Consider the following 23,099-nt stretch of genomic DNA (forward strand, 5'->3'; position numbering starts at 1 on the left):
TAGCACAGACTCGGCCACCAGACATCCCCGGTGGCCGGAACGGCGCGGTCGCCGGATTTTCTAGTAGTCGTCATAAGTACCGTAATACCCTTCGTAGGTGGTCCAGCGGTATTTCTTGGGGTCGACGTCATTCAGAATCGTACCCAGTACATTGAAGCCGGATGACTGAAGCCGTTTTGCCGCGGCTTGCAACGCATGCTGTGGCGTTTTTCCCCAGCGCGCGACCAGCAGAACGGCGTCGGCGAGGATGTCGTTGCGGTACACTTCATCCATCACCAGTGCCGGGGGCGTGTCCACGATAATGATATCGTATTGATCCAGCAGCGTTTCTTTGAGTTGCTTGAGCTTGTTTGACGCGGCATCAGACAGCTCGTGCGTAGGCGAGGCTGCGGTGATCAGATCCAGTGACCCTTTGGTTTCGGTGGTCAGAGCATGTTGCAGGGTTACACTGTCAGAATAGATTTCCGAAAGTTGCACCTCATCCATGTCTGGAATGAACGTCTTCGTCGCGCCGCGACGGTGCGTGTCCAGATCAATCAGCAGAGCGTTCAGTCCGTCGACCGCCGCCGAGGTCGCCAGAACGCTGCTGACGAAGGATTTGCCCTCGTTCGGCAGGCCAGAGGTGATCAGGATCACCTTGGAATGCCGGAACTTGATACAATTGGTCAAGATGCCCCGGGCGGCTTCGGCCAGGGGCGATTTCTGGCTCTGCAACAGGTTTTCGATCGCCTTGTTCTCACCGGCGAACATTTTGCTGCGTCGCTGACGGGCGATATATCCCAGGTTGCTGAGGCCGGTCATTCGGAAGATCTGGTTTTCGCTGCGCACCGTTCTGTCCAGGCCCTCGCGCACCAGCGCGATGATGAAGCCAACGATCATTGCGAACAGGCCGGCCAGCACCGTGATCAATGACCTGCTGGGGGCATAGGGTTCAACCGGGATGCGTGCTTTGGAAACCTGAATCGTGCCGTCCTCAAGCTGGCCGATGCGGGTTTCCAGCAAGGTCAGGTTGTCGATCGTGGTTTGATAGCGGGTTCGCAGTAGTTCGACCTCGCGTTCCCGGCGCAGCAACGACAGCTCCAGACGGGTGCGGGCCTCCAGCTCCTGCTCGGATGTGACCAGCTGTTCCTGGAGGGCCAGAATTTCGTCTTCCGGCAGGTTGCGTTCGATGCCGATGCGCAGCTGGGCCTTGCGCCGCTCCACCTCGGCCCGCAGCCGGGTCACGACCTGTTCGTCATCCAGATTGTCCTCACGGATGAACTCGGCCAAATTCGATTCCGCCTGGGTCAATTCTTCGCCGAGGATACCGACCCGGCGTTTGAGATTGTCGATCGATGTCATCAAGCGATTGACCCGTGCGTCGCGCTCGTTCGCGATATAGACGGCAATGACGGTATTGGGCAGGGCTGCAGCCAGCACCGGCGATGTGGATCGGCCTTCGATGCTGATGGCGAGGCTTTCTCCCGCGCGGGAGACGGAATAAGAGGCCAGAACCTTGTCGGTGACCGCAGCGCGGTGAATCTCTTCATCCGCCTCGCTGTCCGCGCCGGGCGCACGGCGCACAAAGCTGGGGTCGTCGAACAGACCCAGGCGGTCTGCCACCTGCTCGGCAAAGTCGCGAGACCGCAGTCGGGCCAACTCGGTTTCCACGCTCGACCGGTTCAGTTCATAGGTTTCCAGCTGTCCGGTCGACTCGCTGAATCGTGTTTCCGTGAGAGCCAAAACCATCTGTGCGTCCGACCGATACTGGTCGGGGATGGTCGACATGTAGAAGGCTGTTGCCGAGACCGCACCGACGACCAACAGAAAGATGACCAGAAGGTTCCGGCGCAGTAGCAACCAGATATTGATGAAATCGTTGGTTTCATGCTGGTTGGCAATTACGTCGTCACCGGATTGCACGAGTGTTCTCCATTTTTTTCGGACCGTGAATACGGCTTAAAATCGGCGTCAGAATCGAACTGTTATTTATCATATTGTTTTACCTGTACTTTGATCGGCTCGATAGATTTATCTAGCCATATCAGGCCAAAAGGCCGTCCCTGTGCGTTTGGCGGGCAAAAAAAGCGATGCAAATCCGAGAGCAGAGAGTTTTTGGCCATTCTGGCGTCGGGCGAAGAGCTGCCTTTTCGAGGTCTTAAAATCGTGAACAAATCGCTTGGTTGTCGGCGTTGTTTCCGAATACGACACAGTGGGTTTGGTCCGGCATACCTACCTTCGGGCGTCCTGCGCCCGGGCTTCCGGTGGTTCAGCAGCAGGCTCGCGAAAGGTGATTTTCCAGTTCAGGGTAAAATTCAGAAGGAATATGCACCCGGTCACGAACGCCTGAATGATCAAGTAGTGGAAAGGCAACAACGCAAAGAGAAGAGAGAACAGCGCCACGTTTATCGCCGACGTCGTCGCCGTGACCAAAATGAACCTCTGCAGGGCACTGCGATGTGGAACGCTGGACCGAAACACCCATAGTCTTTGGATGCAGTAATTGAATGTGGCCCCCATCAGGAACCCGATTGCCGAAGCGATCGTTTCGTAGATGCCCAAGACCTCGACCGAGAACGCCATCGCCGAGAAATGGATGACGACGGCCGTGCACCCGGTCACGAAATAGCGACCGACCAGAACCGAGACGTGTTTGAGGTCTTCAAACTTCATCAATCAATCCTTCAGGGCGTGAATGCAGAGCCACCCGATTGAATATCATCGATCCTATCATTGTTCGGCCCCGAGTGTTGGAACAAGCTTCATGACATACGATCCTTCATTCGGTCGGTTTGAAACTGGCGGGAGATCCATAGATCCGCCCGTCGGCCTCCTCATAGAGTAGGGTCAGATCAGCTTCGCGGATCAGCCGTTCCTCATCGACCAGATAGAACCGCCAGTCGATCTCGTTCAGGATGGCGACAACCGCGTTTTGGTCGGCCACGCGTTTGCGGACCTCCTGAATTTCTTTTTCTGGCGACGTACCAGGGTCCGGCCTGCCGGTTCTGCGCTCGAACAACTCAGGGGACTTGAGCGCATCCACACCCTTGACCAGCCGAATGACATCATAGCCGTTTGAGTAAACCACGACACCGTCCCGCAGATTGTCCAGATGCGCCAAAGTCGGAGAGTTCTTCCAGACCGGTGAGGCATAGAAATTCCCCTCCGTTATATGGGCGCGGGTCATCGCTGCCGTACGTACGGCATAGGTTCCGGTCAACGCCAGCGCAAGTATGAGAGCTGCGGGACGCAGCCGGTTCATCATATCCGTTCCGGGCTGACCGCCAACGAGAGCAAACCCCAGAACCAGAGACGAAATGAACACTGGCAACAGGTACCTGGCATGGATGGTCAGATTGGCCTCGATAAACAGGGCCAGAACAAGGAAAGGAACGTAGACCAGCAAAAAGAATGAGATCGTACGCGCAACTGGCAGACCGGGAAGGTCATCAGGGTTGGTCTGAACCTTCAAAGCTGTGCCGATCAGAGCAATGACGAATCCCAAAACCACAACCAAAGCGGTCAACGTGATAATCGGCGGCAGAGAGCTTGGCAGCACGTAGGCTGATAGCGTGGTCAGTGCCGCGCGGAAGGTCTCGGTGTCGGGATCCCCAAGGAACGCTGCTTGACGCCCGATGCCGGTCCCACCGGAGGTTTGATTGTACAAGTACCACCCGATGATGATTGCGGATGCGATCAGGCCAAACACAATCGCCGAAACCAGTCGACGGCGCAGATCACCGTGCCCATAAACAAGGATTGTCAGCGAGCAGGCCGCGATCAGTGGGACCAATGCGAACCGGGTCAGCACGCACAGGGCGGCCAGACAGCTTGCCAACACAAAGGCGGACACGTTGTCGCCGCGCAGGTAACGGGACATGAAGAAATAGGTGCCCAGAAAGCAGTTTGTCGTGAGCGGTTCCGACAGGATCGTGACATGCGCGTACATGAACTGGGGACTCAGGACCATGATAAGTGCTGCCAGAAAGATCATCCGTGGCGGAACCTTGCAGTCGTTCAGGATCAAGAACATCAAAGCGATGTTCAGGATCAGGCTGAGGATATTCAGTACGGTGGCCGCAAGCACGGGCTGGACACCCATTCCGGCCAGCAGATCAATCAGCGCGGTATAGGTTGGCGCCTGTTGAAACCGATCGGGGGACAGCCCCAGATAGGCCATAGAATCCGGACGCATTCCGATTCCGTGCCATGTGCCGGCGGCAAATAGCCCGGTTGCAAAGGTAACGAGGAAAAAGAAAAAGACCTTCAGTTCGGTGGACTGCCGCATGAATTCAACCCAAAAAAAACTTTTACAACCAACAGCGTGAAACATTGCCGAATGGCGCAATTAGCAGTTTGCGAATTCGGCGTATCCATAATTTTTCACCGGCGGAGACGATGACCCAGAACGCTAGGTAGGGTCACTTTTGTTGTCAAGTTTCCGCACAGCCGCCGCTCGGACCGGCCTAGTTTCGACCTCCGTGCGGACAGCATTGCGCCGGATCGAATGAAGCCGGATCCGCAAGAGGCGGTACATTTACATACAGGCTGAGCGCCACAATTCCACTCAACAGCAAGACAAGACCCGGCTTTTCCCTCAGCAGAACGACCGAACCCAAGATAATGGCCGTGGTCCAGTGAGAGCTGTAAAGCAACACTTCGAGTGGGTTGAAAAACAGGTAGAACACAAAGAACGTGCCCACCAACGTCCACACGGCCAGCACAAGCGGGGCGCGGCCAGGTGTTCTGGTGCCGGAAACAATTGCCCATCCGACCAGGATTGTCGCCAGAATTGTCAGGGCCAAGCGGCTTGGATCGCGGAGAATCTCCCATAGCCGATCCAGCAAAAAGCGGCACTGAACGGTTTCGGCCGGCGCGACCCAGGAAAACAGGAAGAAGCCGGCGGCATAGTCTTTGATGATTTCCGGGTTGGTGAAGTTCGCAGCGTCCGCGTACCGGCCAACCATCTCGGTCGGTTCCATGAAAGGATCACCGTCCAGAACGATGCCAAGAAAAACGACCGGAGCCATCATGAAGATTACGGCAATCACCGACGGAACCACCAGTCCGAAAGTTAGTTTCCGCCCGACACCTCCGTTGAGAGACGCCCATGCAAATCCAGCATAAACCAGTGAGAATGCAGCCGCCGGCAAATGGGACCATCCGGCCAGCACACCGCAAGCCAGGCCAGCGATCACGCTGGTAAGGGCCGGGTACTTGGCGCAGTGTCTGGCCATCTCGGCCATGATCAACAATGACATGGCGATCGCCCAGAGTGAGACGCTGTAGGTCTCGACAACGCTGAGCGTGGTGACGGTTCCGAAGGTCAGGAGAACAGCAAGCGTCGCCAGAATGGTAACGGAGAGCGACAGGTGTTGGCGCAGTAGGAATAGTGCAATCGTGACAGACGAAATGGCGGCCCAGAATGCGAGACTGATCGAAATCGCGATAGGCTGCCGGATGCCCAGCCAGGTCAACGGCTCGGCGATGGCGGCATTTAGCATCACCACCAGCGGGTGGCGCGCAAGGTGGAAAGCCAGGTAGTGCCCCTGAAACAAGCCATGTGAGTAACGGCCAGGGTCCGAGGCAAGGATGCAGTCGTCGTTGTAGAACGGTTTGCCCGGCGGTGCGGGCATGTCCAGAAACTGCCGCGCGAATTCCAGCCGGAAATAGAAAAAAGCAAAGACCACGCCAAACAGAAGCAGTAGCGCGAGGCCCGCCCGACGTCTCGTTGCAGGAGAGTGTAGAGACCGAAATTCGGACCGGATATCGCGCCAAAGGCCCGAGCAGGATGCAATCAGTTCAGTCATGAACTGACTTAGGCACGTCGGTGCGGCGCGTGACAAACAATAGGGGCGTGCACCTCTGTTTCGCATGACAATCGGCTGAATTGCTTCCTTTTGTGCGAATTTGGTGAACAGAAGTCCGCGCTTCGAGGATCAGACCAGCCATTTTTTCTGCCAGAAATGATACATTAGAACCGTCCACAGATGGGGCCCCCAATTGCGACGCCCGCTGAGATGCTCGCGCCATCGTTGCGCCAAGGTGGCTGTGTCGAATACGTCCTCGACCCCTTGTCCTGTTGAAAAAACCTCGTTTGCCACAGGCTTCAGCGGGCCACGCAACCAGTCGTTGACGGGAATTCCGAACCCTTGTTTTGGGCGATCATACAAGGCCTTTGGTACGCGCTTGTCCACGAGGCGCCTTAGGGCCACCTTGCCCTGTTTGCCGTCGAAACGCAGGGATCGGGGCGCCTGCCAAGCGGCGGCGACGACGCGGTCATCCAACAAGGGCGCGCGCGCCTCAAGACCGACGGCCATCGACGCTCGGTCGACTTTCACAAGAATGCCTTCGGGCAAATACAGGCAGGAATCCAGCAGCAGCATCGTGTCGATTTCATCAAGGCCGTTGGGCAATCCGAGTGTTTGATAAACCCCGCCGTCATTCACGTCCTTCAGCGCTGCGGACGGGTCCCAAAGACTGAACAGGGTATTGTATCGGCTTCTGAAATCAGGCTGCGCGATGACCGAGGCGACTTTGGAGATCCTGTCGGCTGTGATCTGGTCGCGCATGGTGTCTGAAACGAATTTACGCAGGATCGGCGCAACGGCTGCAAGCAGGGCATCAGGGGATGCTGCCAAGACTGACGCAGCCGGCCTTGGAAGTTTTCGGCCCAGGCGTTCCATCGCCATCATTCGGGCGTAGCGTTCGTACCCGCCAAAGGATTCGTCGCCGCCATCACCCGACAGGACGACGGTCAGCTGATCGCGGGCCAGTTTGGACACCAGCAGGGTTGGAACACCGGACGGGTCGGCAAAAGGTTCGTCATAGACGTGTGGTAGGTCATCGAGCAATTCGAACGCCATGGAGGGTGTCGCAGTGACCTCGTGATGGTCCGTGCCCAGATGTGCAGCGATTGCGGCGGCATGGTCTGCTTCGTTCAGCCCTTCTTCCTGGAAACGGACTGTAAAGCTGGTGACCTTGCCGTTGGTTTGTTCCTGCATCATGGCAGTGATCAGGGTCGAGTCTATCCCGCCGGACAGGAAGGACCCCACCGAGACGTCCGCGACCATGCGCTCCTGCACGGCGCGTTGCAATTCCTCTTCAATACGAGCCAGCGCCCGGTCTTCGTCTTGGATTGGTGCGGCAAGTCCCTGTTTCGCGCAGTCGCGAAGGTCCCAGAACGTCCGGATGGCATCTACCAGGTCCTGAGCCGTCCCGGGCGGTTGGTCCAAGCGGACTTCGACCATTGATCCGGCGGGCAACTTCATAACTTCGCGATAGATCGAGAGTGGTGCCGGCACATATCCATAGCGGGCGTACTGCGCCTGAGCACGCCGGTCGGCTTCCGGTGAGCCAAATGCGGGGTTCGCGCGCAGCGCCTTGAGTTCGGAACCAAACAAAAGCTGGCCGGATTTGAGGCCTAGATACAGGGGTTTCTTGCCCAACCGATCGCGTGCAAAAACCACCCGGTTCAGCTTGCGATCCAAGACCGCGAAGGCGAACATGCCGTGCGCCTGTTCCAATGTCTTGCGGATGCCCCAGAGGTCCATAGCCGCCAGTAGCACCTCGGTATCTGATGTGCCGCGAAACGTGACGCCCTTGTCCAGCAACGTTTGCCGCAGGGCCAGAAAGCCGTAGATTTCCCCATTGTAGACGATGGTGAACCGGCCGCTGGGCGAGGTCATTGGCTGCGCCCCGGTCTCCGACAGGTCGACGATCGAAAGGCGGCGATGGCCCAGAGCTACACCGGCGTCTGGATCGACAAACAATCCATCGGCATCGGGACCCCGGTGCTGAATAGCGTCGCACATGGCCTGCAGCGTGGTGCGGCCCGAGTCGGCGCCCATGGGCTGAAAAGTCAGAAATCCGGCGATACCGCACATGGGTCAGGTCCTTTATTCGACTTGAGGCGCTGTGGGTGGCGCCGGGTTGGCAGCTTGGTTCAGGGCCTGATCATAGGCGCGGGCAATCGCGTCGAGGGAGTAGTGTGTGGCGATGCGGTCGCGGGCAGCATTGCTATGGGCCTTGTAGGTTTCGGGCGGCCAGTTGGCAGCTTGGACCAGTGCCTCTGCCAATGCCTGCGGATCACGTGGCGGCACGACATAGCCGCACGAGTCCACCACTCTGGCGCTGTCGCCGACATGAGTCGTCACGACCGGGCGGCCGTGGCTCATGGCTTCGGCGATCACATTCGGAAAGCCTTCGGTGCGCGAGGCCAAAACCAGCAGGTCAATGCTCGCGTAGAACTCGGACATATCGTGCAGGTCGCCGCACAACGTCACGCTGTCTTCGGGCAGATCGTTGTCGGCCAGCATCGCGCGGATCTCAGGGTTCTCCAGCGTTACGCCGTCTCCGGCCAGACGGGCATGCAGGTCCGGGACGGACTGGCGCGCAATCGAGAAGGCGCGGAAGAAAGTTTCGAAGTCTTTCTGCGGGTGAAACCTTGCCGCCACTCCAAGCACGCGGGCAGGTCCCGGCCGCGCCGTTGGATCGGGCGGAAGGATAAACCCGTTTGGAATCACCGTGGAATGGTCCCCGGCAAAGCCGTATTTCTCGTGCTGAGTTTGAGCGCGGGTCGAGTTGTAGAGGATCCCCTGACAGAACCGGGAAAGCACCTTCGACAGAGCCACCGCAGCGCGGGTGCTGCGGGTGAAGGCAGCCGGGTCGTCCAGCGCTTGCCGCACGGTCCAAACGACGGGAACGCGCCGCCCGGCAAGTTTGCCGGCAATCAGGCCCAGGACCATCGCATGGTACATCCAGCACAGAACCACATCCGGCTGATGGGTCCGGATCAAACGTCGGATCTGCCAAACCGCGCGAAACAGGGCCAACGGCGATCTGGCACGCAGCGAAACGTATTCGACCTTGTCATTCGCCGCCATTGCGCGGCAGCGGTCCGAAACCTCGGTCAGGGCGACGACGCAGGCCCGTTCGCCGGAATGGGCCAAAAGTCGGGCCAACATGGCTTGTGCGCCACCTTGGCCTGAGAAATCAGTGGTGACATGCAAGATCATCGGGTCACCCTCCGCAGCTCACCGGTGGGTGTTCGACTCAAGCTGTATGTTGATCGGCCACACATCACCAGTTCGCGCTCAGCCCTGCGCCATGTGCCGGGCCGTCGCCTTTTGGCCCACATCAACAATGACCTTTGCCAGACGAGCGACGTTCTCGGTGGACCAGGCTGGGTCGACCAGGAAGGCAAGGCTGGTTTCGCCCAGCTCGCGCGCCACGGGCAACGGTTCCTTGGGTCCCAGGCCTCGGCTGGTGAAGGTTTTCTCGAGATAAATCTCAGAGCAGCTGCCGGAAAAGGCGGGAAAGCCGGCCTCGGCGATCTCGGCGATGATGCGGTCCCGGCTCCAGCCGGGCGCAAGTGTTTCCGGCCGCACAAATGCGTAGAAGCGGTAAAATGCGTGGGTAACGCCGTCAGGTGGCATTGGCACGCGAAAGGCCGGGCAGGCCGCAAGGGCCTTGTGCAGGATATCCGCATTTGCCGTCCGGTGCGCGCGCCATGCGTCCAGGCGTTTCAGCTGTATTCGACCAAGTGCCGCCGAAGGGCCGTTCATCCGCAGATTGGTGCCGGGTCCCGAGTCGTGCAGCCAGCGAAAGCCGGGCGGGTGTTCGGTGTTGAACACGGTGTTATAACCTTTGCCGTGATCCTTGTAGCTCCAGATGCGGCTCCAGAGATCAGAGTCGTCGGTCAGCAGCAGTCCGCCTTCGCCGCCTGTGGTCATGATCTTGTCCTGGCAGAAGGAAAACGAGCCCAAGGTCCCGATGGTTCCGACATGGCGGTCGCCAATCATCGCACCGTGGGCCTGGGCGCAGTCCTCGATAACCCAAAGGTCGTGGGCGCGGGCCAGATCCATGATGCCGTCCATGTCACAGGGCCAACCGCCCAGATGCACGGGTATGATCCCTCGGGTGCGCGGCGTAATCGCCGGGGCGATGGTTTCGGGCGTAATATTCTGGGAGTCGGGATCGACATCGACAAAGACCGGAACACCGCCCGCCAGCATCACCGAGCTGGCCGAGGCAATGAAGCTGCGCGGGGTTACAATGACCTCATCACCTGGTTGCAGGCCTAGCCCGAGCATCGCGGCGTCCAGCGTTACTGTCCCGTTGGCCATGGCGATCGCGTGTTTGGCTCCGGTATATGCGCAGTATTCGGCCTCGAATGCGCGAACATCTGGGCCGGTCCAGGCGTTGACTTTGCCAGAGGCCAGAACTTGCGCTACGGCGTCGATCTGTTCCTGGTCATAGATGGGCCACATCTGCATTCCGCACCTCCTGTCAAATCACCGATCGGACCAGAACAAAGCCTTCAGCCGCCGACCGGTGCACCGTCGCGCCGCGCAGGGTGGCCAGTGCGCGCAAGCTGTCGACCGATCGTTCGTGCGGCGCCTGTTTGACCTGGCTTTCGAACTTGCCGAACGCCTCCAGCTTCCGCTCGATCGTGTCCGAGATGTCGACAAACACGTTTGGCACGAAGGCCGGGGTCAGATAGGGGGCGTTCCAATTTGTTTCGGAAAGGGTTTCGTAGGCCAGAATATTGGCCGGATAGTCATGTTGATGCGGGCGGCTTGCCACCAGCGTGGACAGAAAACTCAGCTGGTGATCCATATGGATGTCGCCTGGATGCGGAGCCAGGATCAGGCTGGGGGCGATGTCGCGGACCAGCTTTCCCAGCGCACCGTTCAGGTCCGAATGGGCATGTTCTGACAACTCCGCTGCGTTGAAGTCCATCCAATGTGTTTCGGTGACGCCCAGCAGATCATGCGCATTGCGTGCCTCGCGCCGTGTGGTTGCGACCTGTTCATCGGTAAACTTCGGGGGCTTGCCACGAGTGACGACAACCACATGCACTTCGCGCCCAGCATCGGCCATGCGGGCCATCGTGCCGCCGGCACCCAGAACCTCATCATCGGGATGCGGAGCGACGATCAGCGCGGGGCCGGCGTGGCCAGTGGTCAGGTCGGAAGCGATCATGGATGTGTCCTCAGTTTCGCGTGAAGGGCAGGGGGTGTGTCGGCCCCTGACCATTCAGTTATGTCCAGACAACGTCCGTCGCCGCAGGCCACCGTAAAGCCGCCGTTGCCGATGGCCTGGATCTGGCCGGGCAAGCCGATGAAGTAACCCTCCGGCTCGGTATACCTGACCCCTGTCAGAACCAGTTTCACGCCATCGGGGCCATAGGTGTAGGCACCGGGGTAGGGCGGACCTGAAGCACGGATCAGGCGGTGGATGTCTGCAGCAGGATTGGTCCAGTCAATCAGGCCGTCCTCGGGGCGGCGGCGGGCGCACAGGCTGATTCCGTCGGTGCGTTGCGGTTCAGCCGGGATGTCGCCATTGGAAATCTGGTTCAACAAAGGCGGCAGCAGTCCTGAGACGGCACGCAAAGCCCGATTGTACAACTCGCGGGCGGTGACGGTTTCGGGATCGACCGCATAGATGGCCTGAGCGGCAATAGGGCCGTCGTCGGCACCTTCGCCCAACCAGAAGAGCGAGGACCCGACGTTTCGTTCCTGCAACAGGATCGTCCAGGGGATGACACCGCGCCCCCGCAAGCGGGGCAGGGCCGATGGATGGAATCCGATGCAGCCAATCCGCGCCAACGCCCGGAACTCGGGGCCGCAGATCTGTGACCAACCGAGCACAAGGATCAGGTCGGGTTTGACCTTGGAAATCTGTTCGAGAGTCGCGGGGTCGTTGGTTTTCTCGATATGCAGAACCGGGACGCCATACTTCGCGGCCGCCGGTGACAGGTCGACGAAATCCGAATGCCGTGCAGACAGGCGCGGCGACAAGGTTACCAGAAGGGCCGGAACATGCCCGGCACCGCACATCGACATCAGGGCTGCAAGCGTGGTCTCGACGGCGCCGACAAGTACGATATTCACGCGTTCATCTCCTGCATGTCCTGGGCCAGCGGGCCATTCGAGTCCATCCATTTCCGGGCCGCCTCGATCCGGTCGTCGCGGCGGGGTTCGTTGTGCAGGGCCGCTCCGACCGTTTCGCCCAGAATCTGCAGGTCCAACGCCAGTGACCGATGCGCCACATACCATAGATCAAGGCTCAGCTTTTCACTGTTGCTGAGGTTGGTGTTGCCGCTGACCTGCGCCCACCCGGTCAGCCCCGGCCGAACGGAACATCGGTATTGTCCGGCGGGTCCGAAGTCTTCGATCGTTTCAGGCAGCAAGGGGCGAGGCCCAACCAGGGCCATTTTGTTTTGCAGGATCAGAAGGAGTTGCGGGATCTCGTCGAGGCGCAGGCGTCGGATCATTGCCGTGGCGCGCGTCTGGCGATCCGCATCGGGGTGCAAAGATCCATCCACCGCGCGCGTCTCTTTCATGCTGCGCAGTTTGTAGAGTCGGAAATTGCGACCCTGTCGTCCGGCTCGGATCTGCGAAAACATCAATGGACGGCCGATGGACAAAAGCACCACGACACACGCAATGACAAAGAAGGGAAGCGCGAGCAGGCCCAGCAGCAGGCAGATCAGGATTTCAAGCAACCGGTTCACAAATCAAATCCAACTCGCAACACGCGGGGTCCCGCGACACACAAAAAATCAACCAATACAAAGGGACGCGACACGCCACCCGAGCAACCGCGACTGAAATACCGACAACCCGGGTCGACAAGCGGCGATGCAGCAAGATTGGTCGAAACGGATTCTGTTTGCAAGCCGTCGATGCCGCCGCGGGATGCAGGGGCTGAGAATGCAGGGTTGACCAGAAGATGACGCTGATTTGCCCTCCGTGTTGCGTCAACGATTCGAGCCAATGCCTTAAACTGTTGCCAGTCAGGAAAAGCAGGAGCCAAAGCCGCGGCGTGATTGCCGCGAAACTAGGCGGGGTTTTCTTATCGGGTGTTTCGCGCAAAACACCCAGCCTTCGGGCTGCAATCACAGGGGGTTGCGAACGCGGCCGACGCGGTGGCCCAGGCGCTGACAGGTCAGTGTCGACAGGAAAGCCAGCGCCAAAGGCGACGCGCCATTGGCTTTGCTTGTCAGCCTGAGGCCAAGCGCCTATGATTTGCCGAGCGGGATCGTTTCTGTCCCGCCGATGACCGAAATTGCTTTTGACGGCCGACTTGCGCTGTGGGTGCGGTTTGTGTTTTCGAGATTTGAGTATCGTGCCCGGCACCCACGCCCGGCTTGTTGGTGTTTAAGAGTTGGGAGGCAAGGTTTTGCGCAGCTTCTTTCGAGTAATTCTGGCGACGCTGTTGTTTGCGCTGGCCGCTCTGCCGGCCTTGGCCGAAAGCTATCGCCTGCTGCCGCAGGATCGCCTGTCGGTTCGTGCCATGCGTTGGGACCCATTGTCCGCAAGTTACATGATTTGGGATGGCGTGTCCGGCGAGTTCGCTCTGGCAGGTGATGGAACGCTGATGTTTCCGCTGGTGGGACAGGTTGAGGCGGCCGGGCTGACCACGCTGGAACTGTCGCAGATGTTGGAGCTTGAGCTCAGCAGCCAGACCGGCATGGCCGAGCCGCCCAAGGTCGCGCTTGAAGTGATCAGCCATCTTCCGGTCTTTGTTCTTGGAGACGTCAATTCGCCGGGCGCTTATGCCTACCATCCCGGGATGACTGCCCAGCAGGTTCTGGCCCTTGCAGGTGGTCCGATCCGTCCTCCGATCCAGTTTGGGGCAAACAATGATTTTCAGATCATGCGGATGGGCGGCGAAATGCGGCTGCTCTCCACTCAGATCGATGAGTTGGAAGACGAGAGGCAGAGGCTGAAAGCTGACCTTGCGAGCCTCCAGGAAGAAGGGATTGAGACCGGCACCGACGCGGCGCCTGACGCTCCCGGAGGGCTCGAGGGTGAAATCCTCGAGGCGACAATGAACGCCCGCGAGGGTTTGGGTGAACGAATTCGGGATCTGCAGGAGATGCTCAAAGAGCAGATCTCGAGCCTGACCATCCAGTTGGAGCTTCGCAAAACCCAGATCGAGAATGTCAGCCGGGAGTTGGAAAACCTGAACCAGCTCAAGGAGAAAGGTCTGACCGTATCGAACCGGGTGACGACCATGACCAATCTTCTGAACGATCTGGAATCCAAGCGTCTGGATCAGGAGGTTGCGCTGATGCTGGCTCGTCAGGAGCTGAACCGTGCCGAGCGCGACGAGTTGGAACTGGATGACAAGGCGCGCTCGGATGCTCTGGTCCAGTTGAATGCGGTCGAACGCGAGTTGGCCTCGCTTCGGACGCGTCTTGATACCGCGGCAAGCCTGCACGGAGAACTGGCTGCCGCTGGTTTGCTCAGCGACGATGATATCGCCAGTGAAGTTGTAATTGACTACATCGTCACACGGGCGGGTGGCACGGCGCCACGCAAGATGGACGGGACCGAGGCGGTTCAGCCCGGGGATACCATAGAAGTCGTACGAAGAACCATTGTCACGTCGAATTGAGTGTTCCGGCGCGGGGTTTGCCGGGTTTGTTTTTTTAGTCTGTTCGCAAGGTCACGAGTATTCCTATGTCTCTCCCTGACGGTCGTCCGGTCGACTTTCTGATTTTCGGTGCCGCGAAATGTGCAACCACCTGGTTGCAAAAGTCGCTGATGCAGACGCCGGCCATCCATATGCCGGGTCCCGAGTTGCATTTCTTTTCTCGGTATTATGCAAACGGACTGGACTGGTATCGTGACCAGTTCGGAGACTGCGATGGCGCAGATCTGATTGGTGAAAAATCGAATTCGTACCTGACTGAACCCCCGGCTGCGCAACGCCTTCGGGAGCATTTCCCTGAAACTCGATTGATCCTGCAGATGCGGGACCCGGTTCAGCGCGCCTATTCCGACTATTGCATGTTGTTCCGCCGCGGCGAGGTCTCGGGAAGGATCGAAGATTATCTGGATCCGGCGGTCGCGGCCGACCAGCGTTTTCTGTCCGATGGGCGATATGGCCACCATCTGAAGCGGTTCTACGACTTGTTCCCAGAGGACCAGATCCTGCTGTTGGCCTATGAGGATGTCCGCGTGAACCCTCATGGGAACCTGAAGAAGGTGGCCGGCCATATTGGATATGACGGACAGCTGGAGCCGCCTGTGCAGCAGAAAGTCAAAGATAAGAATACACCCATGGTGCCACTGTCGCTGCGTCGTGTGCTAAAGCCGGTTCGAGCTGTTCTGGACCCTGTACGTCACACCTGGCCGGTGCGGTCCATCCGAAACGCTGTCGCTCGAAAGGTGACCTACCCGGCCCTGTCGCCCGAGCTGGAGGCGAAGATGACCGAGTTCTATGCGACCGACGTGGAATGGCTTGCCCGCCGCAATCCGGGACTCTGCCTGAATTGGACGGTTTCGGATGCAATTCACAGAAGCGAATCGCAGGCCATGTCATGATCGAAGCCAGAATTTGGTTTCCATTCAGGAAACAAAAGCGCCTTAGGGCTTTGTGCGTGCACGATGAACCGGGAATATCGGGCCGTGAGGATACAACAAATGAAACTGCGACGGCGGTCACCTGCTGCAAAAAATGGCATTTCTGTGATATTATGGTGTCCAAGTGGTGGAAAGGGGATTTTGATACCCATGTTGGTGTGGTAGCGTTGAAAACGTGGGTTCGTGGTCGGGACCGTGTGATGGGCCAGACCACGCGTAGTGTAACGAGTTGACGAGTTAAAAGGGGGTTTGGTTCAGGGCGGAGGTTTCTAGGCGCCCGGAATCGCGTGGGAGACTTTTAGCGAAGCAATGTGTTTGCCGGCCGGCGCCATGTGGTGACGATCGGGAATTGAGGCTTTTTAGTGGTGGAGCGGGTGTGTTTGGCCCGTCTCATTTAAGTCGAGTGGTAAGTGGCAATTTTTGCCGGGGGTTCTTATGAGTATGTACGAGCAAGAGTTGGTTAAGCTCAAAAGTGGACCGGATGCAGACAGCACGATCGAACAAGATCGCGCCTTTGCAGACATCCAGTCGAAGCTGCGACAGAAGCTGACCGAAATGAGCGCCAACCGGCGTCTGCTGATCGGGGATGTATTCGCATCCGCCGGAGCCGTGGCCGTGGCCGTCGTTCTGGCCAATGGTGGCATTGTTCCTGAACAGTTCGGGTCCGTTCTGTTGCCGTTGGTGGTGATGACTTGCCTGGTGGCACTGGCGGTTTTGCCGCTTTCCGGCATCTACAAACGCCACACGCGGTCGACTTCGCTGCGCGATGTCACGTTGATCGTCCGGGCTGCGGGTCTGTCTGTTGTATTGCTGGCATTGCTGGGCGCTGCCCTGCCGGTTACCGCGCAAGTGCCGCTGGCGGTCTATGTCATTCAGTTCCTGCTGCTGGTGCCCGCCTTTGGTACACTGCGCGTTCTGGCGCGCAGCACCGAGTTGACGAGCGATCCGGCGCGCCGTTGCCCGGATGCGTCCAACGGGAAAATCCCGGTTATTCTGGTCGGTACCGGCGCCAGCTGCGACCTGTTCGTGCGGTCTCTGCGCAATCAGGAGTCCAAGTATGAACCCGTCGGCATCATCGATGATGCGCGGAACACGCAAGGCCTGTATTTCCACGATGTGAAGATCATCGGGTCGCTGTTGGATGCAGACGCCGTTATCGAACGTCTGAAGTATTATGACCAACTGCCGCAGCGCGTTCTGTTGACCGAGCCTGTTACCCATTTTGAAAGTGATGGCATTCGCAAGCTGACTCGTTGGGCTGAAGCCAACAGCATTCCGGTATCGCGTCTGGCGGGACTCGAAGAACTTGGCACCGAGAGCAACGGCATCCGGACCGTCAATCCTGAAGACATCCTGGACCGTCCGCAGAAAGCGGTCGAACGTTCGATGCTGCGCGAGATGTTCAAGGGCCGCCGCGTCCTGATCACCGGCGCCGGAGGGTCGATCGGTAGCGAGCTGACACGCCAGATCGCCTCGTTCGAGCCGGCCGAGCTGGTGATGATCGAGAACACGGAATACAACGCCTACTCCATCGACATGGATCTGGGTCAAAACTTCCCGGATGTTGCACGCCGGATCTACGTGGCCGACATCCGCAATGCGTCCCGCGTGAACGCGATCTTTGAACGTCACCGCCCCGAGTTGGTCTTCAATGCTGCTGCGCTGAAGCATGTGCCGATGGTTGAGCTGAACCCTTGCGAAGGCGTTCTGACCAACGTGATCGGAACCCGGAATGTTGCGGACGCGGCCCGCAATGTGGGTGCAATCGCCATGGTGCAGGTCTCGACGGACAAGGCCGTGAACAGCACCAGCGTCATGGGCGCCACCAAGCGCGTGGCCGAGTTCTACGTTCAGGCGCAGGACCGCGTGACCAACGAGACCGACGAGAAAACCCGGTTCTTTTCGGTTCGGTTCGGTAACGTGCTGGGGTCGTCCGGTTCGCTGATCCCGCTGTTCCAGCGCCAGATCTCGGAAGGTGGCCCACTGACGGTGACTGATCCGAAAATGGAGCGGTACTTCATGACCATCCGTGAAGCCGTGCAGCTGACGCTGGTTGCCGCCGCGCGGGGTCTGAACCTTGAAGACAGCCACGGCGAGATTTTCGTTCTGGATATGGGTCGGCCGGTCAAGATCGTGGACCTGGCCGAGCGTATGATCCGTCTGGCCGGCCTCGAGCCCTATCAGGACATCGACATCAAATTCATCGGTATCCGTCAGGGTGAAAAGCTGTACGAAGAGCTGTTCGACGTGACCGAAGAGCGTCGCGAAAGCGGTATTCCTGGCGTTTCCTCGGCAATTCCCGAAGGCGTCTCTGCCGCGCGTTTGCGGGCGCTGATCCTCAAGCTGGAACAGGCTGCTCAGGACGGCAATGATCTTGGGGTCAAAAAGCTGCTCAAGGATCTGGTGCCGGGTTACGGTGCAAACGGTCTGCGCCCGATCGATGGCAAAGAGCTGGCCGCGCGCACCGGCAAGCCGCAGATCAAACCTGTGCCGACGCCCAAGCGTATTGCAAACTTCGCACCGCAAAAAAACCTGGAGACGATCAACGCCGGTCGCTAAAATTTGTCAAAAGTACATTTAAGTGAGCGGCATTTTCAGCCGCGGGTTACGATTTCAGAAGGGCTCTTCGGAGCATATCGTTGATGTTTATTTGCGACCTTGGCGGTTTACGGCAACCTGCAGATTTTGGCGGGCCCGTCCGAACGGGCAAAGCGAGAGGGATATGACGGCTGAGGCCGAACATATGCGTGACCGGGCCGTTTCTCAGGCCGGGTCTGGTCGTCGTCGCGCGGCGCTGTGGCTCTTGTTTGGGGGGCTGCTGGCCGTGATGTTGGCGGCTCTGTTCGGCCGCATCATGTCGTTTGGTTTGCGTCGGGACGAACTGATGTTCGTGGCACCGGCAGAATTGTTGGGCCAATGGCGCCTGTACCAGGACTTCTTCTACAATCACGTTCCGGATTCGGCGTGGTATTTCCGCGGTCTCAATTTGATCACGGGTCAGGAGGGTCTGCTGGGCTCAGCGCGCCTTGGTGTGTTTCTTGGCTGGATTGCGTTGATCGGCGGTACCGGTTGGGTGACCTGGCGCCTGTCCGGATCGGCTCTGCTTGCGGCATTCTTCATCATGGTCTTGATGGTTGACGGAACACTTCTGGCCCAGGCCGGAATGGCCGCCAGCAACAACCTGCTACCATTGCCCTTCGTCGTATGGGGTGTCGGGGGTTTTCTGCTGGAAACCCAGCGCGACCATCCGCGGCCAGTTGTTTTTGTACTGATTGGAGTCTGCCTGTCGATCGCCGCGGGGATGAAAGTCAGCGCGGTGGTTTTCATTCCGCCCGTCGCGATTGCCACTTTTCTGATGCCGGGGCATATGGCGTTTGCAGAACGTGTTCGACGGGTGACCCTGCCGATGCTGGCGGGTGGGCTGCTGGGGGCCTTGCCGCTGTTCTGGTACATGGCCGTTGATCCCGCGGTTTTCATCGCGCATGTCCTCAAGTTCCATACGGGTCCGCACGTGGCCTACTGGCAGGCCAACGCCGCCTCTGAACCCGATCTGGCTCTGGGCCTTGGGGGCAAAGTTCAGTTGGCCTATTCGGTCTGGTTGGGTGGAGCGGCACTGGTTTGCCTGTTCGTCGTTGCCTATCTGACAGTTTTGGTCAGATCGGGCGGCATGCTGCTCTCCGGGCTCGGCGCGGTTCTATTGGTTTTGGTTCTGATCACCGTGACCGCCGCGTTCAGCTTTGTGCCGTCGCCCGGGTTTCCGCAGTACTACATTCAGCCCTTGGTCATGATCCCTCTGCTGGGCGCATTGGTCTTCCGAAAGGTCGGGTCAGAGCAGCGTTCGCAAGTCACCCCGGTCCTTGCCGCCGGTTTCGTTCTGCTGGCAGTGCTGGGCGCGCCGCGCCTCGTTCCTGGTCTGGCAGCGCTGAGCGATCCCAGCGGCTTTACGACCACCCGAGTGGCGCAGGGTGCCGAGGCTTTGAAGACCGCACTTGCCGAGAGTGCCCATCCGGACGGACCCGTCGCGACGATCATGCCGATCTACCCGCTTGAAGCGCAACTGCCGGTCTATCCCGAACTGTCTACTGGCCCCTTTGCCTATCGGATCGCGCCTTACACGGAACCTGACTTGGCCGCGAAATACGTGATGGCAGATGCGGCCGGGTTGCAGGCAGTGTTTGATTCCAATCCTCCCTCCGCTTTCCTGCTGGGATATGATCCGGCTCTTGAGCAGCCATTGTTGCGCTATGCGGAAACAAACGGCTACCAGCCCGTGGAAATTTCGGGATTGGGCAACCGCTACGGGCAAGGTGTGGTATACTTGAAGCCATCGGGAGCAACGGAATGAGCCCAATTCGATCCGCGGTCTCTGGTGGTCGGTTCGTCAAGCGGCCGGTGTGAGGCCCACGCAGACATGCAGATTTTAGTAACAAGTATTTTGAGGGAGTGGCACGAATGAAAACGATACTGCTTGCTGGCGGTCTGGGGTCTCGGCTGGCCGAGGAAACAGTCTCGATCCCCAAGCCGATGGTCGAAATCGGCGGCCGGCCGATCATCGCGCGCGTCATGGATATCTACAGCCATTTCGGGCACCGCGATTTCGTCGTAGCCGCCGGATACAAGGCGCTTTTGCTCAAGCAGTTCTTCGCGAATTACCACCTCATCGCCAACAATATCTCGGTCGCTCTGGATACGGGCGAGCTCAAGCTGGTGCCTTCGGCGCCCGGCGGTTGGAACGTATCGGTGGTCGATACCGGGGCTCATACCATGACAAGCGGGCGCATCCGGCGTCTGAAGGAATGGCTGGATCCGGGCGAGACCTTCATGTGCACTTATTCTGATGGTCTGGGGAATATCGACATCAACGCGCTGATCGATTTTCACAAGTCGCACGGCAAGCTGGCAACGGTTACGGCGGTTCAGCCGCCAGCGCGTTTCGGCAACATCGAGTTAAAGGGCGACCGCGTGGATGCGTTCACCGAAAAGGTGCGCCGCCGCGAAACCTGGATCAACGGTGGGTATTTCGTATTCGAGCCGGGGGTCATGGATTACATGGTCGACGATATGGAGCCGCTGGAACAGTCGCCGCTGTCTCAGATGGCCCGCGACGGTGAGCTGATGGCCTATCGACACGAGGGTTTCTGGCATCCGATGGATACGATCCGTGACCGCAACGCGTTGGAGGCCCTTTGCGAGGATAATACGCCGCCTTGGCTGCAATTTGATGCCAAGCCCTCCTCTGATTACCCCGCCATAGCGATCTGAGGAACCAATGACTGGTCAGTCCGATCAGATCTTCGGCGGTCAATTCACCGGCCGCCGGGTGCTTGTGACAGGGCATAGCGGGTTCAAGGGCGGGTGGATTTCGACCTGGCTGAACCGGCTGGGTGCGCAGGTCACAGGCATTGCCTTGCCGCCTGAGCCCGGGCCTTCCTTCTATCAGGCGTGCGGACTTGATCGGACCATGGACAGCCGCTTTGCCGATATCCGCGATCCGGCGGCCTTGGCACGGGCGACCGAGGGTCTGGATGCCGAAGTGGTGTTTCACATGGCTGCGCAACCTTTGGTGCGCAAATCCTACCGCGAACCGGCCGAGACATTTGCGACCAATGTCCAAGGTACGGTCAACGTTCTGGAGGCCGTGCGTCGAATGCCATCGCTGAAGGCCGTTGTCGTGATCACCAGCGACAAGTGTTATGACAATCGGGAATGGCTGTGGGGTTATCGCGAAAACGACCCTTTGGGCGGCAAGGATCCGTACAGTGCCTCCAAGGCGGCAACCGAGCTTGTGGCCCTGTCCTATGCGCATTCTTTCTTTTCTGACGCGAATGGCCCTCAGCTTTCGACGGTTCGGGCGGGCAATGTCTTTGGCGGAGGAGACTGGGGCGAAGACCGGTTGATACCGGACATCATTCGAGCCTGGCATGATGGCCAGCCGGTGACCATCAGAAACCCGGATAGCGTTCGGCCATGGCAGCATGTGCTGGAGCCGGTCGCAGGGTATTTGCTGCTGGCCCAGAAGACTCTGAGCGACGGACAGCGTTTTGCCGGGGCATGGAATTTCGGGCCAAACGTTTCGGGCACCGTCAACGTCCGGGATCTGGCGGATATGATGTGGCGCGCCTGGGGGGCAGGCGCGCCCGGGTTCCGGTTCCCGGATGGGTCCGCAACGGCGCCCCACGAAGCTGGAATACTTCGGTTGGACAGCACCAAGGCGCAGACCCGTTTGGGCTGGCGGCCTCGGCTTGAACTGTCTCAAGCCGTTGAACTGACAACCGACTGGTACAAGGCCCACGCAGCGGGCGACGACATGGGTAAGGTCACCCAATCGCAGATCGCCGCATACCAAGACCTCATGTCCGGTACGGGTTGCGACCAAACCGGGCTGGCCGCACAGTAGATTTTCAGGAGATTATTTGATGAGAGTGAATTACGGACAGACAGTCCACGGCCAGGAAGAGATCGACGCCGTCGTCGAGGTTCTGAAAACATCCACCCAAATGGGACCCAAAGTCCGGGAGATGCAGCAGAAAGTCGCTGCACTGTTTTCGAAGGCACATGGGATCATGGTCAATTCCGGGTCCTCGGCGAACTATCTGGCCGTCGAAATCCTGGATCTTCCCAAAGGATCCGAGGTGATCACCCCGGCTCTGACGTTTGCCACCACGGTCGCTCCGCTGGTGCGGCAAGGGCTTGTGCCCGCATTCGTTGATGCGGCCGAGGGAACCTACAACATAGATGTCGGACAGATCGAGCGGATGATTTCGCCCAAGACCTCGGCGATGATGATCCCCTCGTTGATTGGCAACCTCCCGGACTGGCGTCGGATCCGGGAACTGGCCGATGCACATGGCCTGAAGGTCATCGAAGACAGCGCTGACACATTGGGTGCCACGATCGACGGTACCAGCACGGGCGTCTGGTCGGATGTTTCGACCACCAGCTTCTACGGCAGCCATGTCATCAACGGCGCAGGAAATGGCGGAATGCTGTGCGTCAATGATGACGAGTTGGCACGCAAGGCATTGCTGATGCGGTCGTGGGGCCGCAGCTCGTCTCTGTTCGTCGAATCCGAGGCCATCGAGAACCGCTTCAACGTTCAGCTGGATGGGATCGAATATGATGCCAAGTTCCTGTTTGAGGCGCTCGGCTACAATCTTGAACCGTCCGAGATCAGCGCTGCTTTCGGCCTGGTGCAACTGGGCAAGCTTGAGAACAATATTCGGGTCCGCGAGGAAGCCTTTGCTGCGCATCGCGCGTTCTTTGCGCAATATGAGGAATGGTTCATTCTGCCTGAACAGCTGCCGGGCGCACGCACCGGTTGGCTGGCGTTTCCGCTGACTCTGCGAGAGGGCGCTCCGTTTACCCGTCGCGAGATGCAGATTTTCCTGGAGACGGCGGACATCCAGACCCGGCCGGTCTTTACCGGCAACATTTTGCGCCAGCCGGCCATGAAAGATGTTGAGTATCGTGCGGATACCGCAGGTTATCCCGTGTCCGATGCCGTAATGCGCGGCGGCATTCTGTTGGCATGCCATCACGGGCTGACTCAGGCTCATATCGACTATATGCATGAAAAGACGCAGGAATTCCTCAAGCCGTATATGACCGGGATGCCGCGCAAGGCGTCTTGATCCGAGGTCTTCCAGTGGCCGCTTTCCGTCTGCGGTTGGTGGGTGCGGAATGATCGGTGTTGGCGCAACTATCCCAATGGGCCCAAATTCCATAGTATCGAAGGGACCG

At 58.9% G+C, this 23,099-nt stretch carries 17 protein-coding genes; 7 read left to right on the top strand and 10 right to left on the bottom strand.

Annotated features, from left to right (window positions below; all coding sequences use genetic code 11):
* Nucleotides 1–60 precede the first annotated feature (60 nt).
* The 10 genes from AC2FML_RS14505 to AC2FML_RS14550 all read right to left on the bottom strand — a co-directional run bounded on the left by AC2FML_RS14505 (nucleotide 61) and on the right by AC2FML_RS14550 (nucleotide 12,499).
* Entirely contained in the window at nucleotides 61–1,902 is a 1,842-nt protein-coding gene (locus AC2FML_RS14505; RefSeq protein WP_170359623.1) for an AAA family ATPase, read from the bottom strand.
* Between the two features lie 309 nt (nucleotides 1,903–2,211).
* Complete coding sequence (locus AC2FML_RS14510; protein WP_170341738.1) at nucleotides 2,212–2,652, bottom strand: GtrA family protein; 441 nt, start codon at nucleotides 2,650–2,652, stop codon at nucleotides 2,212–2,214.
* Between the two features lie 106 nt (nucleotides 2,653–2,758).
* The gene (locus tag AC2FML_RS14515) at nucleotides 2,759–4,267 is read right to left on the bottom strand and encodes an ArnT family glycosyltransferase (protein WP_496783715.1); all 1,509 of its coding nucleotides are present in this window, start codon (nucleotides 4,265–4,267) and stop codon (nucleotides 2,759–2,761) included.
* Nucleotides 4,268–4,445: 178 nt separating this feature from the next.
* Nucleotides 4,446–5,789, bottom strand: a complete 1,344-nt coding sequence (locus AC2FML_RS14520) for a hypothetical protein (RefSeq protein WP_170525952.1) — start codon at nucleotides 5,787–5,789, stop codon at nucleotides 4,446–4,448.
* Between the two features lie 129 nt (nucleotides 5,790–5,918).
* The gene (asnB, locus tag AC2FML_RS14525) at nucleotides 5,919–7,865 is read right to left on the bottom strand and encodes an asparagine synthase (glutamine-hydrolyzing) (RefSeq protein ID WP_496783716.1); all 1,947 of its coding nucleotides are present in this window, start codon (nucleotides 7,863–7,865) and stop codon (nucleotides 5,919–5,921) included.
* Nucleotides 7,866–7,877: 12 nt separating this feature from the next.
* Nucleotides 7,878–8,996, bottom strand: coding sequence for a glycosyltransferase (locus AC2FML_RS14530; protein ID WP_170444756.1), 1,119 nt, complete (start codon nucleotides 8,994–8,996; stop codon nucleotides 7,878–7,880).
* A 78-nt stretch (nucleotides 8,997–9,074) separates the two neighbouring features.
* Entirely contained in the window at nucleotides 9,075–10,256 is a 1,182-nt protein-coding gene (locus AC2FML_RS14535; protein WP_496783717.1) for a DegT/DnrJ/EryC1/StrS family aminotransferase, read from the bottom strand.
* 13 nt (nucleotides 10,257–10,269) lie between these two features.
* A complete protein-coding gene (locus tag AC2FML_RS14540; protein WP_170367216.1) occupies nucleotides 10,270–10,965 on the bottom strand; it encodes a PIG-L deacetylase family protein in 696 nt (231 codons plus the stop codon).
* On the bottom strand, nucleotides 10,962–11,876 hold the full coding sequence (locus AC2FML_RS14545) for a methionyl-tRNA formyltransferase (RefSeq protein WP_170435836.1): 915 nt from the start codon (nucleotides 11,874–11,876) through the stop codon (nucleotides 10,962–10,964). The genes AC2FML_RS14540 and AC2FML_RS14545 overlap by 4 nt, the downstream gene beginning before the upstream one ends.
* Entirely contained in the window at nucleotides 11,873–12,499 is a 627-nt protein-coding gene (locus AC2FML_RS14550; RefSeq protein ID WP_217353610.1) for a sugar transferase, read from the bottom strand. The genes AC2FML_RS14545 and AC2FML_RS14550 overlap by 4 nt, the downstream gene beginning before the upstream one ends.
* Nucleotides 12,500–13,167: 668 nt before the next feature.
* On the opposite strand from AC2FML_RS14550, the gene AC2FML_RS14555 reads away from it, so the two are divergent.
* The 7 genes from AC2FML_RS14555 (at nucleotide 13,168) to AC2FML_RS14585 (ending at nucleotide 22,990) form a co-directional block, all read left to right on the top strand.
* Nucleotides 13,168–14,388, top strand: coding sequence for a polysaccharide biosynthesis/export family protein (locus tag AC2FML_RS14555; protein ID WP_170371851.1), 1,221 nt, complete (start codon nucleotides 13,168–13,170; stop codon nucleotides 14,386–14,388).
* 65 nt (nucleotides 14,389–14,453) lie between these two features.
* Complete coding sequence (locus AC2FML_RS14560) at nucleotides 14,454–15,320, top strand: sulfotransferase family protein (protein WP_170367219.1); 867 nt, start codon at nucleotides 14,454–14,456, stop codon at nucleotides 15,318–15,320.
* Between the two features lie 474 nt (nucleotides 15,321–15,794).
* Nucleotides 15,795–17,918: a polysaccharide biosynthesis protein gene (locus AC2FML_RS14565; protein WP_170359604.1), complete on the top strand. Its 2,124-nt coding sequence runs from the start codon at nucleotides 15,795–15,797 to the stop codon at nucleotides 17,916–17,918.
* Between the two features lie 163 nt (nucleotides 17,919–18,081).
* Nucleotides 18,082–19,704 carry a hypothetical protein gene (locus AC2FML_RS14570; RefSeq protein ID WP_496783718.1) on the top strand — a complete coding sequence of 541 codons (1,623 nt, stop codon included), beginning with the start codon at nucleotides 18,082–18,084 and terminating at the stop codon, nucleotides 19,702–19,704.
* Between the two features lie 107 nt (nucleotides 19,705–19,811).
* Nucleotides 19,812–20,621: a glucose-1-phosphate cytidylyltransferase gene (gene rfbF / locus AC2FML_RS14575; protein WP_496783719.1), complete on the top strand. Its 810-nt coding sequence runs from the start codon at nucleotides 19,812–19,814 to the stop codon at nucleotides 20,619–20,621.
* Between the two features lie 7 nt (nucleotides 20,622–20,628).
* A complete protein-coding gene (gene rfbG, locus AC2FML_RS14580; protein ID WP_496783720.1) occupies nucleotides 20,629–21,756 on the top strand; it encodes a CDP-glucose 4,6-dehydratase in 1,128 nt (375 codons plus the stop codon).
* A 19-nt stretch (nucleotides 21,757–21,775) separates the two neighbouring features.
* Nucleotides 21,776–22,990 (top strand): DegT/DnrJ/EryC1/StrS family aminotransferase, encoded by a 1,215-nt coding sequence (locus tag AC2FML_RS14585; RefSeq protein ID WP_496783721.1) that lies wholly within the window; start codon nucleotides 21,776–21,778, stop codon nucleotides 22,988–22,990.
* Nucleotides 22,991–23,099 lie beyond the last annotated feature (109 nt).

The organism is Ruegeria sp. BHSC029 (genome assembly GCF_059613085.1).